Source organism: Rhodococcus sp. P4_F5, from assembly GCF_056401315.1.
In genome coordinates, this window is record NZ_JBFUJP010000031.1 from 1 (window position 1) to 15,648 (window position 15,648).

The following is a 15,648-nucleotide window of genomic DNA, read 5'->3' on the forward strand; positions in this document are numbered from 1 at the left end:
GGCCGGCGAACGTCCGGTGTGGGAGGCGGTGTGCGCCGCGGCCGACGGCGCGGCGGGCGCGGGCCGCATCGCCCGGGGGTGCGGCGGCGGCTCGCACTGCGGGGCCCTGGCCAGGAAGCTGCGTGGCGGCTCGTGCCGGGGTGGATGRCTCGTGTCGGGATACGTCATGGGGTCCTCTCCCGGTGGGGTGCGTCGACAGGTTGTTGCGTCGAGTCCGGGGAGAGGCCGGGCTGTGAGCAGGATTACACGGATTTCGATCGTCCGCACGCGAATGGCCGACGGCGCGGACGGCGTCGCGGCCCTAGGGTGATCGCATGGACGGGTTGGTGCTGGACTGCGGGGGCGTGTTGGTCGGTCCCGGGTCCGACGGGGAAGGGTTGGGCGCGATCATCGCCGAGGTACGCGGCCTCGGGGTGCGCACGGCCGTGCTGAGCAACGATCCGGGCGGACCCGGCGCGGACTGGCTGCGCGGTCTCGGTGGCGGGCGTCTGGTCGACGAGGTGCTGCTCTCCGGTGACGTCGGGCTCGAGAAGCCGGACCCCCGGATCTACCGGCTGGCGGCCCGGCGGTTGGGGCTCGCCGAGTCGGACTGTGTGTTCGTCGACGACCTGGCGGTCAACGTCCGCGGCGCGGTGGCCGCGGGCATGGTGGCCGTCCACCACGTGGACCCCGCCCGAACCGCGGAGGAACTGCGGATCCTGTTCGATCTGGCACCAGGGGACGGAAACTGACATGGCCACGAGGCTGACCACACAGGACGCGTCGTTCTACTTTCTCGAGGCGAGCAGCACGCCGATGCACCTCGGGTCGCTGGCGATCCTGCAGGTCCCGGAAGCCGGCGTCGACTACGAGGAGTTGCTCACCCACGTCGAGCGGCGACTGCCGCTGGTGCCGCGGTACCGGCAGCGGGTGCGTGAGGTGGCCCTGGGGCTGGCCCGGCCGGTGTGGGTGGACGACCGCGAGTTCGACATCACCTACCACGTGCGGCGCTCCGCGCTGCCCCGTCCCGGTTCCGACGCTCAACTGCACGACCTGGTGGCCCGGCTGACGTCGCGGCCGTTGGACCGGACCCGGCCGCTGTGGGAGATGTACCTCGTCGAGGGCCTGTCCGACAACCGGGTCGCGATCTTCACCAAGTCCCACTCGGCGCTGGTCGGTGACGAGGGTTCGCTCGAGATCAGCCAGGTGCTGCTGGACCCGAGCAGCACGCCGCGGCCGACCGAGGAAGAGTTGTGGATGCCCACCCGCGAGCCGCGCGAGGCAGAGTTGGTGCTCGATGCGGTCGCGGAGATGATCGCCCGGCCACGCGAGGGGGCGGCGACGCTGAAGATGGCGCTCGGCGACCTGGTGGGCAGCGCGGTCGAGGTCGCCGGGAACGTCGCGGCCGTGGTGCGCACGGCCACCGCCTCGGCGCCGACCAGCCCACTGAACGCGGCCATCTCGCGCAACCGCCGGTTCGCCACGGTCCACACCGAACTTGAGGACTACCGGCGCGTGCGCCGACGCTTCGGGTGCACCGTCAACGACGCGATCCTCGCGGTGCTGACGGGGGCGCTGCGGAACTGGCTGCTCTCGCGCGGTGAGCCGGTGACCGCGTACTCGACGGTGCGGGCGCTGGTGCCGATGGCCGTCTACATCTCCGGCGACGGCTCGGAGGAGGAGGTCGACCTGGAGGCCGACCCGGTCGAGCGTGAACACGTCCCGGAGAACGCCGAGCGCAAGGTCTCCTCGTTCCTGGTGGACCTGCCGGTCGGCGAGCCCAATGCGGTGGTGCGGCTCTCGCACATCGCGCACGCCACCGAGGCGCACACCCGGGCCAGCAGCACGGTGACCGCGCAGACCCTGGTGCGGATGTCGGGCACCGCGCCCGCGACGCTGCACGCGATGGGGCTGCGGGTGGCGAGCAGCCTCTCGCAGCGGATGTTCAACGTGATGATCTCCAACGTGCCCGGTCCGCAGTCGCCGCTGTATCTCAACGGCGCCAGGATGCTCGAGATGTACCCGGTGTCGCCGCTGCTCAAGAATCAGGCGCTCAGCATCGGGTTGACGTCCTACGACGGCCACGTCTACTACGGTTTGAATGCCGACCGTGACGCCATGTCCGACGTCGAGGTGGTGACGGCACTGTTGTACGAGTCGCTCGAGGAGCTGTTGGATGCCTGTGGGTAAGGGGTGCTGTCGATGAGGGTCTACATTCCCGCGACGATCGCGATGTTGCAGAAGTTGGTGGCGGAGCAGGAGCTGGATCCGGTGAGCCGCACCGCTTTTGCCGTGACGCCTGCGCTGCGCGAGGCGTACGCCTCCGGTGACGACGACGAACTGGCGGAGGTGGCGATGACGGAGGCTGCGCGGGCGTCGCTGCGCCTGTTGGCGTCCGAGGCGCCGGAGGGGGAGCCGTCGGAGGGTGCGGCCGGCGACGCGTCGACCGCCGTCCCGCACCGCCGGGCGGTGATCGCGGCGGACGTCGAGGACGCGCAGTTGCGGCCCGACCTGGACGACGCAGTGGTGCGCCTGGCGGGCCCGGTGACGATGGCGATGGTGGCGTCCGTGCACGTCGACCTGTCCGAGGCGGAGGCCGCGATCGAGCGGGCCGTCGCGGTGGTGGACGCCGCGGATCTGGGCGACGCGGACGCCGAGTTCGTGCTCGGTGACGCCGAGGATCACGAGCTCGCCTGGTACGCCACGCAGGAACTGCCTTTCCTTCTGGACCTGCTCTGACGATCCGCGTGACAGTTCGCCTTTTCAGCGGGTAACCTACGGCTGCGTAACCTAGGCGAGTGGACGGAAGTTTGATGGGTCTGAGGAAGTGGCTCGAGGGGCCGGCAGCGGAAGTATCCGCGCCGCGCCGGCCTGCGTTGAACATGTTGCGCGGGGCGGTGACTCGGGTGACGACGCCGTTGCTGCCCGACGATTTCCTGCACCTGGCAAACCCGCTCTGGTCGGCGCGGGAACTGCGCGGCCGGGTGGTGGAGGTCCGCAAGGAGACCTCGGATTCCGCGACCCTGGTGATCAAGCCGGGCTGGGGATTCGACTTCGACTACCAGCCGGGCCAGTACATCGGGATCGGTCTGCTGGTCGACGGCCGGTTCCACTGGCGGTCGTACTCGTTGACCTCCCCGCCGAACTGGGAGAACAAGCGCATCTCCATCGCCGTCAAGGCGATGCCGGAGGGGCAGCTCTCGAGCCACCTGATCAACGGCGTCCCGTCGGGCACCGTCGTCCGGCTGGCGGCCCCGCAGGGCAACTTCGCGCTGCCCGAGCCGCCGCCGGCGAAGATCCTGTTCATCACCGCGGGCAGCGGCATCACCCCGGTGATGGCGATGCTGCGTGCGATGGTCCGTCGGGGCGCGCTGCCGGACGTGGTGCACGTGCACTCCGCGCCGACCGCCGAGGACGTCATGTTCGGCGACGAGATGGCGGAGCTGCACGAGGCGCATCCGAGTTTCGTCTCGCACGTCCAGTGCACCCGCACGGGCGGCCGCTTCCAGCTGTCCGACCTGGACGCGCTGTACCCGGACTGGCGCGAGCGTCAGACGTGGGCGTGCGGCCCGACCCAGATGCTCGACGACGTCGAGCGGGTGTGGACCGAGGCGGGCATCGCGGACCGGCTGCACACCGAGCGGTTCACCATCCCGCGTGCGGACACCGCAGGCCAGGGTGGCACAGTCACCTTCGCCAAGTCGGGGCGTTCGGTGGAGATCGACGGCGCGACCACGGTGCTCGAGGCCGGCGAGCAGGTCGGCGTGCAGATGCCGTTCGGTTGCCGGATGGGCATCTGCCAGACCTGTGTGGTGCCGCTGGTCTCGGGTCACATCCGGGACCTGCGGTCCGGACGTGAGCACAGCGAGGGCGAGCGGGTCCAGACGTGCATCTCCTCGGCCGCCGGCGACTGCACGTTTGATCTCTGAACTGGGCCGGGGCGTCGGTGTCCGATTCGTCTATCGTTGTAACCATGAGCCCGCGGTGACCCCGCCGGTGATCTGATCTAGCTCTACGGAGGGTCCTGGCGATGGCCATCTCGGACATCAAAGAATTTTCACATCTCACCGAGGCGGACGTCGAGGCTCTCGGTCGTGAGCTCGACGCCATCCGCCGTGACGTGGAGGACTCGCGCGGTGAGCGGGACGCCAGGTACATCCGCGGTGTGATCCGGCTGCAGCGGTTCCTCGAGTTCGGCGGTCGGTTGACGCTCCTGGGCGGCCGTCGGCGTCCGGTCTGGGCGGTCGGCACCACGATGCTGACGCTGGCCAAGATCATCGAGAACATGGAGCTCGGCCACAACGTCGTGCACGGCCAGTGGGACTGGATGAACGACCCGGAGATCCACTCCACCACCTGGGAGTGGGACATGACCGCGTCGTCCTCGCAGTGGAAGCGCGCGCACAACTACTCGCACCACACGTACACCAACGTCGTCGGCATGGACAACGACGTGCAGTTCGGGATCATCCGGATGACCCGGGACGTGCCGTGGCGCCCGATCAACCTGCTCCAGCCCGTCGCGAACGTGGTGCTCGCGAGCGCCTTCGAGTGGGGCATCGCCATGCACGACTGGTCGATCGCGCTGGAGGAGGACCGTAAGCGGGGCGGCGCCAACGTCGACGACATCAACCGCGAGTTCTGGGGGAAGGCCGCCAAGCAGGTGGTCAAGGACTACGTGCTGTTCCCCGTGCTGACGGGACCGGCGTGGAAGCACACGCTGGCCGCCAATGCGACCGCGAACTTCGCCCGGAACCTGTGGGCCTACGCGGTGATCTTCTGCGGGCACTTCCCGGACGGTGCCGAGAAGTTCACCGTCGAGCAGTACCGCCACGAGACCAAGGCCGAGTGGTACCTGCGGCAGATGCTGGGCAGCGCCAACTTCAAGTCGGGCCGGGTGATGGCCTTCATGAGCGGGAACCTGAGCTACCAGATCGAGCACCACCTGTTCCCGGACCTGCCCAGCAACCGGCTGCGCGAGGTCTCGCTGCGGGTGCAGGCGCTGTGCGACAAGTACGACCTGCCGTACACGACGGGATCGTTCGCCAAGCAGTACCTGTTGGCGCTGCGGACCATCCACAAGCTGGCGCTGCCGGACCGGTTCCTCAAGGCCACCTCCGACAACGCCCCGGAGACGTCGTCCGAGCGTAAGTTCGACGACGCCAGGGCGGCGCTCGACCGGCTCCGGACCGAGGTCACGGGTCGTCGGGTGGGGCTGCGGACCGCCCTGCGCCAACTGCGCGAGCGCCGGCGGTAGGCGCCCCGAGTGGGGGCCGCGCCCGGAGCGGTGTTAGCCACGTCACACTCTCGGCGACCGTAACCTACGGCGCCGTAACTTACGGTACGGTAAGTGGCGTTAACTACAACGTCTATCGGCCGGGAGAACAGCGATGGCTATTGCGGACATCAAGGAGTACGCGCACCTCACCGAGGCGGACGTGGAAGCCCTTGGCCGGGAGTTGGACGCGATCCGCCGCGACATCGAGGCCTCGCGCGGTGAGCGGGACGCCAAGTACCTCCGCAACACGATCCGGCTGCAGCGTGGTCTCGAGGTCAGCGCCCGTGCGCTGCTGATCGGCAGCCGCAAGCGTCCGTTGTGGTTGGCGGGCGCCGGCATGCTCGGCGTCGCCAAGATCATCGAGAACATGGAACTCGGCCACAACGTCATGCACGGGCAGTGGGACTGGATGAATGACCCCGAGGTGCACTCGAGCACCTGGGAGTGGGACGTCAACGGCCCGTCCGCGCACTGGAAGCAGACCCACAACTACATCCACCACAAGTACACCAACGTCCTCGGCATGGACGACGACGTGGGATACGGCCTGCTGCGGGTGACGCGTGACCAGCGCTGGAAGCCGTTCAACATGGCGAACGTGCCGTTGAACGCGCTGCTCGCGCTGTTCTTCGAGTGGGGCATCGCCGCGCAGCACCTCGAACTCGGCAAGGTCGCCAAGGGCCGGGTGGACATGGTCGAGTTCAAGCAGAAGCGCGACGAGGTGCTCGAGAAGATCGGCAAGCAGGCGCTCAAGGACTACGTGGTGTTCCCGGCGCTGACCGGCAAGGCGTGGAAGAGCACGCTCACCGCGAACTTCACCGCGAACGTCATTCGCAATGTCTGGACCAACGCGGTGATCTTCTGCGGGCACTTCCCGGACGGCGCGGAGAAGTTCACCAAGGCGGACATCGWCAACGAGACGCACGAGCAGTGGTACCTGCGGCAGATGCTGGGCAGCGCGAACATCAGCGGCGGCCGCGTCATGGACTTCATGACCGGCAACCTGAGCTACCAGATCGAGCACCACATCTTCCCCGACCTGCCCTCGAACCGGTACCGCGAGATCGCGGTGAAGGTGCGGGAACTGTGCGACAAGTACGACCTGCCGTACACCACCGGTCCGCTGCTGGTGCAGTACGGGAAGTCGTGGCGGACCATCGCGAAGCTCTCGCTGCCGAACAAGTACCTGGTCGGCACCACGGACGACGCGCCGGAGACGGCGTCGGAGCGTAAGTGGGAGGGCAAGGAGACGGTGCTGACCGTGGATCCGGAGACCGGTCGCAGTCGCGGGTTGCGGACAGCGATCCGCGAGGCCAAGAAGCGTCGCGGCCTGCGGGGCGCACTCCGGCGTAAGCAGTTGGTGTAGCCGCCAGTCGGTGTGACGAACGTCGGTCACGAAAGCGCCCCGTCCCCGGTGGAGACGGGGCGCTTTCGTTGCTTGGGATCGTCAGTGTCAGGAGCCGATGACCGACGATCCGAAGTCGAAGAGTGTGCCGAGGATGCTCTTGATGTCGCCGAGGATGGACGATCCGGCGTCGGAACCGCTCTGAATGATGTCTGAACTCATCTGAACTCCTTGTGTCTTGACGGTGAGATGGTGATCTCGAGATGTCTTGACCTGTGAGCTGATTCGAATCAGATTTTGCGCTCGTACAGTGTAAGCACAGGGTCGCGAACGGATGTCGGCGATTGGCCGGACGTGGCCGGACCGTGATCTTGCGGCCCGGCTACCACGCCTCGTTCGTGCTGAGGGCCACCAACAGCAGGCGCACAGCGCCGACCCGGCGTGCGGCCTCGCCGCCGAGCCGGTCCAGCGCGCACTCGGGGTCGGCCGGCGGGCCGAGGTGCGTGCACCCACGGGGGCAGTCCTCGATGGCCGCGGCCAGGTCCGTGAACGCGCCCATCACGTCGTCCGGCGAGATGTGCGCGAGGCCGAACGACCGGATGCCGGGGGTGTCGACGACCCAGCCGCGGTTGCCCTGCTCCCCGTCGGGAGCCGGCAGCGGCAGCGCCACGGACTGGGTGGAGGTGTGCCGGCCCTTGCCCACCCCGGAGACCACGCCGGTGGCCCGAAACGCGTCTGGGACAAGGCGATTGACCAGTGTGGACTTGCCGACCCCGGAGTGGCCGATCAGCGCGGTGAGCTGGCCGTCCAGCACCTCACGAACGGGCTCGAGCGGGTCGTCCTGGCCCGCGAGCACCACCGGTACGTCCAGGTCCGCGAAGGCCGCGGCGAACTCGGCGTGGTCGGCGAGGTCGCCCTTGGTCAGGCAGAGGATGGGGGACAGTCCGCCGACGTAGGCCGCGACCAGTGCGCGTTCGACGAATCCGGTGCGCGGCGGCGGGTCCGCCAGTGCGACGACGATCAGCAGCTGGGCGGCGTTCGCCACCACGACCCGCTCGTACGGGTCGGTGTCGTCGGCGGTGCGCCGCAGCACGGTGGCCCGCTCCTCGACGCGCACGATCCGCGCGAGGGTGTCGGTGCGGCCCGAAGTGTCGCCGACGATGCCGACCCGGTCCCCGACGACGATCGGGGTCCGGCCGAGTTCGCGTGCCCGCATTGCCACCACCGGACGGGTCGGGTCACCGTCGAGCACGCACCCCCACCTGCCGCGGTCGACCGCGACCACCATCGCGCTCTCCGCCGACTTGTGCTCGGGCCGGGTCTTGGTGCGGGGACGGGTCCCCTTGCCCGGGCGCACCCGGACATCGGACTCGTCGTACCGTCGGGTGCTCAGGACGGTGCCCCGATCGGCGTCAGCATCGTCGCCCACAGGTTCTCGAACCCGGGCAGGGTCTTCGCGGTGGTGCCCACGTCCTCGACGTCGACGCCCGGCACCACCAGTCCCAGGATCGCGCCGGCGGTGGCCATCCGGTGGTCGGCGTAGGAACGCCAGGTGCCGGAGCGCAGCGCCCGCGGCTCGATCCGGAGGCCGTCGGCGGTCTCGGTGACGGTGCCACCGAGTCCGTTGATTTCGGCGGAAAGCGCTGCAAGACGGTCGGTTTCATGGCCGCGGAGGTGTGCGATGCCACGCAGGGTGGAGGGGCCGTCGGCCAGCGCGGCCAGCGCGGCCACCGTCGGCGTCAGCTCGCCGACGTCGTGCAGGTCCACGTCGAGGCCGCGCAGGCGCCGCGGTCCGCGGACGGTGAGAGTGCCCTCGCGGAGGGACACCTCGGCGCCCATCGCGGTGAGGATGTCGCGGATGGCGTCACCCGGCTGGGTGGTGGTGGCGGGCCACAGCGGCACGCTCACCGCGCCGCCCGTGACGGCGGCCGCGGCGAGGAACGGGGTGGCATTGGACAGGTCGGGCTCGACGACCCAGTCCACGGCCGTGACGGGGCCGGGCGCGACCCGCCAGGTGTTCGCCTCGCCGTCGGCGGGGGTCTGCACCCGCACGCCGGCCTGCCGGAGCATCTCCACGGTCATGTCGATGTGCGGCATCGAGGGGACCGACTCGCCGTCGTGGTGCACGGTGACGCCCTGCTCGAACCGCGCCGCGCCGAGCAGCAGGCCGGAGACGAACTGCGAGGAGCCGGACGCGTCGATGGTGACCGCGCCGCCGGCCACCGCGCCGCGGCCGCGGACCGTGAACGGGAGTGCGTCGCCGTCGATCTCGACGCCCAGGCCGCGCAGGCCGTCGAGGATGGTGCTCAACGGTCGGCTGCGCGCCTGCTCGTCGCCGTCGAAGGCCACCACGCCGTCGGCCAGCGCCGCGACCGGGGGCAGGAACCGCATCACCGTGCCCGCGAGCCCGCAGTCGACGGTAGCCGCACCCATCGGTCCGGGCGTCACCCGCAGCGTGGTGGCGGCGCCGGACTCCTCGATGCCCACGCCGAGGGCGCGCAGCGCGTCGATCATCAGGTCGGTGTCACGGCTGCGCAGTGCGCCGGTGACGGTGGACGGGCCGTCGGCGAGCGCGGCCAGGATCAGCGCGCGGTTGGTGATCGACTTCGAGCCCGGCAGCGTCACGGACGCGTGCACGGGCGATTCGGCGACGGGTGCTCTCCACAGGCTCACGCGCTCCATCTTCCCGCATCGCCGCCCGGGACGTGTCGGTGGTGCGGCACCTGTCGGTGGTCGGGCACACAATGGGGTGGGAACAGTCGCGGGCGAGGGAGCGTGGGCATGTGCGGTAGGTATGCAACGACGGTGGACCCGGCCCTGCTGGCGGTCGAGTTGGATGCGATCGACGAGACCGTGAGCGGGGGCCGTGAGCCCACCGAGACCTACAACGCGGCGAACTACAACGTGGCGCCGACGGACCCCGTCCTCGCGGTGGTGAGCAGGCACTCGCACGAGCACCCGCACGACGCCCCGACCCGGCGGATCCGGCGGATGCGCTGGGGGCTGGTGCCGCCGTGGACCAAGGCCGAGGAGCCGGGCACCGGCGGCGCCCCGGGGCGCCGCCCGGCGCGGTCGGCGCCGCTGATCAACGCCCGCGCGGACACCGCGGCGAGCAAGCCTGCGTTCCGGGCCGCGCTGCGGAGCACACGCTGCCTGGTACCGATGGACGGCTGGTACGAGTGGATCACCGAGCCGGCTGGAGCCGGGCCGTCGGGTCCTGGGCGGTCGGGGAAGGTCACGAAGGTCCCGTACTTCATGACCCCGGTCGACGGGTCCCGGCTGTTCGCGGCCGGGCTGTGGTCCGTCTGGCATCCCCCCGGACCCGGCGGCGGGGACGAACCTCCGCTGCTCAGCTGCACGATCCTGACCACCGATTCGGTGGGGGAGTTGCAGCGCGTGCACGACCGGATGCCGCTGGTGCTCGGCGCCGGGCAGTGGGACCGCTGGCTCGACCCGGACTCGGAGCCGGACGCGGAGCTGCTCGCGGGGCCGTCCGCCGCCGAGGTGGCCGGCATCGAGATCCGGCGCGTCTCGCAGCGGGTGAACAGCGTCGCCAACGACGGACCGGACCTGATCGCCCCCGCCGGACCGGTGGGACCGGCGGTGGGCGAGCAGATCAGCCTGCTGTGACCTCGGAGCAGATCAGCCCGCTGTGACCTTGGCGGCGGTGAGCCCGCTGACCTCGGCCAGCAGCTCGAGGGAGCGCAACCAGGCGTCGCGGTCGGGCGCCGAGGACACCACCATCAGTTCGTCGGCGTCGGCCGTCTCGGTGAACCGGTCGAGGTAGTCCCGAACCTGGTCGGGCGTCCCGACTGCGGAGTACCGGGCCATCTGCAGCACCTGCTGACCGGCGGGCGCCTCCAGGATCATGTCGGCCTCCTCCGGGGTGAACCGTCGGCCGCGGCCCAGCAGCAGGCTCACGCGCTTGCGCTTGGCGTCGAGGAACAGCGACTGGGCCTGCTCCTCGTCGTCGGCTGCGATCACGTTGACCCCGGCGATCACGTGTGGCTCGGCCAGTTGCGCCGACGGCTGGAACTCGCGCCGGTAGATCGCCACCGCGTCGCGCAGGGCATTGGGCGCGAAGTGGGAGGCAAACGCGTACGGCAGGCCCAGTGCCGCGGCCAGCTTGGCCCCGAACAGCGACGACCCGAGGATGTACAGCGGCACATTCGTACCCTTGCCCGGCGTCGCCTCGATGCCCGGGATCCGGGACGGTCCGGTGAGGTAGCCCTGCAGTTCGAGCACGTCCTGCGGGAACGACTTGGCGGAGCTGGGGTCGCGGCGCAGCGCCCGCATGGTCTGCTGGTCGCTGCCCGGGGCGCGGCCGAGGCCCAGGTCGATCCGCCCGGGGTGCAGCGACTCGAGGGTGCCGAACTGCTCGGCGATGGTCAGCGGGGCGTGGTTGGGCAGCATGATGCCGCCGGCGCCCAGCCGGATCCGTTCGGTGTTCGCGGCGACGTGCGCGATCAGCACGCTGGTCGCCGAGGAGGCGATGGACCGCATGTTGTGGTGCTCGGCGTACCAGATCCGGTCGTAGCCCCAGCGCTCCGCGTGCTGCGCCATCTGCACGCTGTGGCGGAAGCTCTCGCCTGCGGTCTCGCCCTCGTCGATGTGCGCGAGATCGAGGATGGAGAGGGGGACACTCACGTGGGTACCGACTTTCGTTTGTGGAGAGTTCGTTGCGTGGTGCAACGGTGGCGGGCGCGGCGGGTATTCCGGCTCAGCCCGCGGTGATCGGTGCCAGCACCGCCCCGGTGAGGCGGACCAGGTCGGCCGGGTCCAGGTCGATCTCGAGTCCGCGCCGGCCGGCGCTGCAGAGCACCCGGTCCCAGTCGACGGCCGAGGAGTCGACGACCGTCGCCAGCCGCTTGCGCTGACCGAGCGGCGAGATGCCGCCGAGCACGTAGCCGGTGGACCGCTGTGCGTCCGCCTGGTCGGCCATCACCGCCTTGCCGGCGCCCAGCGCGGCCGCGGCGGCCTTGAGCGAGAGCTTCGCGGGGACCGGCAGCACCGCGACGGCCAGCGCGCCGTCGGAGGTCTTGACCACCAGTGTCTTGAAGATCTGGCCGGGCTGCAGGCCGAGCTGGCCGGCCAGCGCGTCCACCGCCTCGGTGCCGTACGAGGCGCTGGACGGGTCGTGCTGGTAGCTGTGCACCCGGAAGTCGACCTTCGCCTTCGTCAGTGCCTGCGTCGCGGGGGTTGAGGAGCCTGCCATGGGGCCAGCTTAGGTTCGCCGGGAACACGGGATGTGGGGGAGGCGTTGCACCCGACAAGTGGCGTCACCGAGCTGGCGAGGTCACCACGACGGGATTCCACCGAACGAAGGAGTGCACGTGCCGGTGCTGTGCGAGGAGCGGCCCACGGACAGACGGGTCGCCGCGGTAGCCTTGATCTCTACCCCGATGGAAGGGATCAGCGTGCCTGACGACCGGCCAGAACCAGTTCTCGACGCACGCCCGGAGGACGAGTCGAGTGAGCAGCTGACCGCGCGCTTCGAGCGCGACGCGCTGCCGATGCTGGACCAGCTCTACGGTGCGGCGCTCCGGATGACGCGTAACCCGGCCGACGCGGAGGACCTGGTCCAGGAGACCTTCATCAAGGCCTACTCCGCGTTCCGCTCGTTCAAGGCGGGCACGAACCTCAAGGCCTGGCTGTACCGCATCCTCACCAACACCTACATCAACTCCTACCGCAAGAAGCAGCGGCAGCCGGCGCAGTACCCGACGGACGAGATCACCGACTGGCAGCTCGCCGCGACGGCCGAGCACACCTCGACCGGGCTGAGGTCCGCGGAGGTGGAGGCGCTGGACCTGCTGCCCGACGACGACATCAAGGCCGCGCTGCAGGAGTTGCCGGAGGAGTTCCGGATGGCGGTGTACTACGCCGACGTCGAGGGCTTCCCGTACAAGGAGATCGCCGAGATCATGGGCACGCCGATCGGCACCGTGATGTCGCGCCTGCACCGGGGGCGCAAGCAACTGCGCGGACTGCTCGCCGACGTGGCGCGCGAACGTGGATTCAACCGGAGCGGCGCCGCGGCGCCGACCGAAGACCAGGAGCAGGAGGCGACCCGGTGAGCGAGCAGGACGAATTCGAGCAGCTGGACTGCTCCGCGGTGATCGCGGACGTGTGGCTGATGCTCGACAACGAGTGTGACCACGCCACCCGCGCCCGGCTGCAACGGCACATCGAGGACTGCGGTTCCTGCCTGGCCGCCTACGGCATCGAGGAGAAGGTGAAGTCACTGGTCAACCGCAAGTGCGGCGGCGACCACGCCCCGGACGGGCTGCGCGAGCGGCTGCGGATCCAGCTGCGTCAGACCACGATCGTCACCTGGGTCGATCCGGGACAGTAGACAGACGACGCCGTGCGTCGAGGTCCGCCCGGATGTCCCCGGCGGACCTCGACGGGGTGGGTGGGCTCAGCTCCCGAAGAACAGTTCGGCGGAGCCCGCGGGGCTACCGGGGAGCTGGCAGGCGAGTGCGCAGGTCACGGTGACGCCCGTCGGGGACCATTTGAGGGGCTCGAGGCCGTCGGCTTGGACCCACAGCGAGGCCTTGATGTTCGACGGGGATGCGTTACCAGCCCAGTCGCAGCCCACGGCGAATCCTCCTCTTGCGTTCCTGAATTCACGGACGGTGTCGTACGTGACGGTTGTTCCTGCTGCAGGGTCGACGGTCCATGACCCGGCCGCCGGGTACTCGCCGTCGTCATATGGCATTGACTCGGTCACCCGCTCACCCGAATCGTTCGTGTACGTCACGGTTCCGGACTTGGCCGTCGTCCACGTGTTGTAGCAGCCCTTCAGATCCCAGATGGATTCGTCGATCCCGGTAACCTGGCGTGCCGGGCCGTCGGTTGCGGAGACTGTGGTGCGGTAGTGGACCTCATCGCCGATGAATCCGACGTTGCTGCCGATGATTTCGTGGGTGACGGTGAGGTTGTCGTGGGTTGTCGTCGCGCGTGTGGTGTCCGCCGCAGACCCTGCGTCGGCGGACTGGGCGGCGGCGATGCCGGTGACGCCGGCGGCGAGCAGTGCGGTGGCCGCGGCGGTGACGGCGAGGCGGGCGACGGTACGTCGGCGGGTGTGGGGCACTGGTTCTCCTGGGTGAGTGGTTGTCCGTGGACTGTCGGGAGCTGGGTGCCGGCGATCTGGCGAATTGACGGATTCGCCGTGGCCCAGGTGAGGGGATTGAGGCCGTCTCGAGTGTGGCTGCGCCACCCGCGCCCGGCTGCAGCGGCGCATCGAGGACTGCGGTTCCTGCGTGGCCGCCTACGGCATCGAGGTCGGGCGGGTTCAGCTCCCGAAGAACAGTTCGGCGGAGCCTGCGGGGCTGGGGAACTGGCAGTTGAGTGCGCAGGTCACGGTGACGCCCGTCGGGTACCATTCGAGGGGCTCGAGGCCGTCGGCTCGGACCGTCAGCGAGGCCTTGATGTTCGACGCGGGTACATTCCCGCTGCAACCCACGGAGGGTCCTCCGCGGGGGTTGACGAATTCACGGACGGTGTCGTACGTGACGGTTGTTCCCGCCGCAGGGTCGACGGTCCACGACCCGACCGCCCGGTAACCGCCGGTGCTAGGCATTGGCTCGGTCACCCGCTCACCCGAATCGTTTGTGTACGTCACGGTTCCGGACTTTGCCGTCGTCCAGTGTTTGCCGCAGCCCGGCGCATTGTCCCTGAGGTATTCGTCGATCAAGGTGACCTGGCGTGCCGGGCCGTCGGTTGCGGCGACTGTGGTGCGGTAGTGGACCTCGTTGCCGACGTATCCGACGCTGCTGCCGATGATTTCGTGGGTGACGGTGAGGTTGTCGTGGGTTGTCGTCGCGCGCGTGATGTCCGCGACCGCCCCTGTGTCGGCGGACTGGGCGGCGGCGATGCCGGTGATGCCGGCGGCGAGCAGTGCGGTGGCCGCGGCGGTGATGGCGAGGCGGGCGACGGTGCGTCGGCGGGTGTGGGGCACTGGTTCTCCTGGGTTAGTGGTTGTCCGTGGACGCGGGAGCCGGTGCCTGCGACACGGAAACATACCGATTGGTCTCTCGGCTCTGGCGCGGAACGGTAGCCCGTTTGCGATGGCCGGGCTGGCGAATTGACGGATTCGCCGTGGCCCAGGTGAGGGGGTCGAGGCCGTCTCGCGGAGGTGTGGCTGATGCTCGACGACGAGTGTGGCCACGCCACCGGCGTCCGGCTGCAACGGCGCATCGAGGACTGCGGTTCCTGCCTGGCCGCCTACGGCATCGAGGAGAAGGTGAAGTCGCTGGTCTCCTCGAGCAAGTGCGGCGGCGACCTCATCTGGGGGCGGGGGTCAGCTCTGCGAGGTGAGCGCCTCGAAGGGGACCAGGATCGGGGCGAGCGGCCAGAGGCCAGAGCAGTCCAGGATGCAGGCGGCCTGCACCCCCGTCGGGTTCCAGTCGAGGGTGCCAAGGCCGGTGGCGTCGACGGTCACCGAACTGTTCACGGCCTCCAAGTCGACGCACGGGCCGGGGCAGGGCGTCGTGGGACCGAGGCCCACCTGCGGGGTGGTCCACGTGTAGGTGGTCTCGTGGACGACGGTGGCGCCGGTGGCGGCGTCGACCGGCCACGAACCGGTGACGGTGCCGATGCCGGACGGAACCAGGTCGTCGGTGACCCGCGCACCCGTCGCGTCGGTGTAGGTGAGCTTTCCCGAGACCTCGGTGAGCAGCGTGCCGGTGTGCGGCTTCTCGACTAGCTCCTTGATGCGGGTGACGGTGCGCGCGGGGCCGTCGACGGCGGAGACCGTGGTGCGGAAGGTGAGGGTCTCGCCGGCGTGCCCGGTGTTCTTGCCGACGATCTCGCGGGTGACGGAGAGGTTGCCGTGGGCCTTGGTCGCGGTGGTGGTGAGGTCGGGGTTGTTCACCGTGGAGCCGAGGCCGTTGAGCAGGTCCGCCGATCCGGCGGCGCCGGCGACCCCGGTACCGGTGAGGAGCAGGACGGCGGCCGTCGCCGCGGCGGCGGCGAGGCGGGGGAGGGTGGCGAGGGGCATGCGGCGTTCTCCGATTCGGGTTGAGTGCCGTGGTCGAGCGCG

General features: G+C 69.8%; 16 protein-coding genes and 1 pseudogene. 10 read left to right on the top strand and 7 right to left on the bottom strand.

The genetic code is table 11. The annotated features are described in order from the left end of the window. Positions 1-314 precede the first annotated feature (314 nt). From AC1DU4_RS14055 to AC1DU4_RS14080, 6 genes are all read left to right on the top strand, one after another. Entirely contained in the window at positions 315-731 is a 417-nt protein-coding gene (locus AC1DU4_RS14055) for an HAD-IA family hydrolase (protein WP_477840768.1), read from the top strand. Between the two features lies 1 nt (position 732). Next, positions 733-2,169, top strand: coding sequence for a WS/DGAT/MGAT family O-acyltransferase (locus AC1DU4_RS14060; RefSeq protein ID WP_072843599.1), 1,437 nt, complete (start codon positions 733-735; stop codon positions 2,167-2,169). A gap of 12 nt (positions 2,170-2,181) precedes the next feature. Then, entirely contained in the window at positions 2,182-2,718 is a 537-nt protein-coding gene (locus tag AC1DU4_RS14065) for a DUF6912 family protein (RefSeq protein ID WP_477840770.1), read from the top strand. Between the two features lie 74 nt (positions 2,719-2,792). Further along, a complete protein-coding gene (locus AC1DU4_RS14070; RefSeq protein ID WP_477840772.1) occupies positions 2,793-3,908 on the top strand; it encodes a ferredoxin reductase in 1,116 nt (371 codons plus the stop codon). Positions 3,909-4,009: 101 nt separating this feature from the next. Next, positions 4,010-5,236 carry a fatty acid desaturase family protein gene (locus AC1DU4_RS14075; RefSeq protein ID WP_477840773.1) on the top strand — a complete coding sequence of 409 codons (1,227 nt, stop codon included), beginning with the start codon at positions 4,010-4,012 and terminating at the stop codon, positions 5,234-5,236. A 133-nt stretch (positions 5,237-5,369) separates the two neighbouring features. Then, on the top strand, positions 5,370-6,623 hold the full coding sequence (locus tag AC1DU4_RS14080; protein WP_477840775.1) for a fatty acid desaturase family protein: 1,254 nt from the start codon (positions 5,370-5,372) through the stop codon (positions 6,621-6,623). A 361-nt stretch (positions 6,624-6,984) separates the two neighbouring features. Here the strand turns inward: AC1DU4_RS14080 and rsgA are convergent, their stop codons facing one another. After that, positions 6,985-8,031, bottom strand: coding sequence for a ribosome small subunit-dependent GTPase A (gene rsgA, locus AC1DU4_RS14085; RefSeq protein WP_477840776.1), 1,047 nt, complete (start codon positions 8,029-8,031; stop codon positions 6,985-6,987). Next, on the bottom strand, positions 7,992-9,284 hold the full coding sequence (gene aroA, locus AC1DU4_RS14090) for a 3-phosphoshikimate 1-carboxyvinyltransferase (RefSeq protein WP_477840777.1): 1,293 nt from the start codon (positions 9,282-9,284) through the stop codon (positions 7,992-7,994). The genes rsgA and aroA overlap by 40 nt, the downstream gene beginning before the upstream one ends. A 99-nt stretch (positions 9,285-9,383) precedes the next feature. On the opposite strand from aroA, the gene AC1DU4_RS14095 reads away from it, so the two are divergent. Further along, positions 9,384-10,232: an SOS response-associated peptidase gene (locus AC1DU4_RS14095; protein ID WP_477840779.1), complete on the top strand. Its 849-nt coding sequence runs from the start codon at positions 9,384-9,386 to the stop codon at positions 10,230-10,232. A gap of 12 nt (positions 10,233-10,244) precedes the next feature. Here the strand turns inward: AC1DU4_RS14095 and AC1DU4_RS14100 are convergent, their stop codons facing one another. Further along, positions 10,245-11,249, bottom strand: a complete 1,005-nt coding sequence (locus AC1DU4_RS14100) for an LLM class flavin-dependent oxidoreductase (RefSeq protein ID WP_477840781.1) — start codon at positions 11,247-11,249, stop codon at positions 10,245-10,247. Between the two features lie 73 nt (positions 11,250-11,322). Beyond that, a complete protein-coding gene (gene ybaK, locus AC1DU4_RS14105) occupies positions 11,323-11,817 on the bottom strand; it encodes a Cys-tRNA(Pro) deacylase (protein WP_477840783.1) in 495 nt (164 codons plus the stop codon). A 187-nt stretch (positions 11,818-12,004) separates the two neighbouring features. Between ybaK and AC1DU4_RS14110 the strand changes: the two genes are divergently transcribed. After that, entirely contained in the window at positions 12,005-12,679 is a 675-nt protein-coding gene (locus AC1DU4_RS14110; protein WP_477840785.1) for a sigma-70 family RNA polymerase sigma factor, read from the top strand. Further along, entirely contained in the window at positions 12,676-12,957 is a 282-nt protein-coding gene (gene rsrA, locus AC1DU4_RS14115) for a mycothiol system anti-sigma-R factor (protein ID WP_378413654.1), read from the top strand. The genes AC1DU4_RS14110 and rsrA overlap by 4 nt, the downstream gene beginning before the upstream one ends. Positions 12,958-13,023: 66 nt before the next feature. Here the strand turns inward: rsrA and AC1DU4_RS14120 are convergent, their stop codons facing one another. Both AC1DU4_RS14120 and AC1DU4_RS14125 read right to left on the bottom strand, forming a co-directional pair. Beyond that, a complete protein-coding gene (locus AC1DU4_RS14120; protein ID WP_477840788.1) occupies positions 13,024-13,698 on the bottom strand; it encodes a hypothetical protein in 675 nt (224 codons plus the stop codon). Positions 13,699-13,899: 201 nt separating this feature from the next. Beyond that, positions 13,900-14,565: a hypothetical protein gene (locus tag AC1DU4_RS14125; protein WP_477840790.1), complete on the bottom strand. Its 666-nt coding sequence runs from the start codon at positions 14,563-14,565 to the stop codon at positions 13,900-13,902. A gap of 186 nt (positions 14,566-14,751) precedes the next feature. Here AC1DU4_RS14125 and AC1DU4_RS14130 point away from each other — a divergent pair. After that, positions 14,752-14,889 (top strand): annotated as a pseudogene (locus AC1DU4_RS14130) (mycothiol system anti-sigma-R factor); the annotation flags it as partial. An 18-nt stretch (positions 14,890-14,907) separates the two neighbouring features. Here the strand turns inward: AC1DU4_RS14130 and AC1DU4_RS14135 are convergent. Continuing rightward, on the bottom strand, positions 14,908-15,606 hold the full coding sequence (locus AC1DU4_RS14135) for a hypothetical protein (protein ID WP_477840860.1): 699 nt from the start codon (positions 15,604-15,606) through the stop codon (positions 14,908-14,910). Between the last annotated feature and the right edge of the window lie 42 nt (positions 15,607-15,648).

Coding starts and splice junctions, on each gene's coding strand:
- AC1DU4_RS14065 (WP_477840770.1), top strand. CDS start 2,182: ATGAGGGTCTACATTCCCGCGACGATCGCGATGTTGCAGAAGTTGGTG.
- AC1DU4_RS14055 (WP_477840768.1), top strand. CDS start 315: ATGGACGGGTTGGTGCTGGACTGCGGGGGCGTGTTGGTCGGTCCCGGG.
- AC1DU4_RS14070 (WP_477840772.1), top strand. CDS start 2,793: ATGGGTCTGAGGAAGTGGCTCGAGGGGCCGGCAGCGGAAGTATCCGCG.
- AC1DU4_RS14075 (WP_477840773.1), top strand. CDS start 4,010: ATGGCCATCTCGGACATCAAAGAATTTTCACATCTCACCGAGGCGGAC.
- AC1DU4_RS14060 (WP_072843599.1), top strand. CDS start 733: ATGGCCACGAGGCTGACCACACAGGACGCGTCGTTCTACTTTCTCGAG.
- AC1DU4_RS14110 (WP_477840785.1), top strand. CDS start 12,005: ATGGAAGGGATCAGCGTGCCTGACGACCGGCCAGAACCAGTTCTCGAC.
- aroA (WP_477840777.1), bottom strand. CDS start 9,284: ATGGAGCGCGTGAGCCTGTGGAGAGCACCCGTCGCCGAATCGCCCGTG.
- AC1DU4_RS14135 (WP_477840860.1), bottom strand. CDS start 15,606: ATGCCCCTCGCCACCCTCCCCCGCCTCGCCGCCGCCGCGGCGACGGCC.
- ybaK (WP_477840783.1), bottom strand. CDS start 11,817: ATGGCAGGCTCCTCAACCCCCGCGACGCAGGCACTGACGAAGGCGAAG.
- AC1DU4_RS14095 (WP_477840779.1), top strand. CDS start 9,384: ATGTGCGGTAGGTATGCAACGACGGTGGACCCGGCCCTGCTGGCGGTC.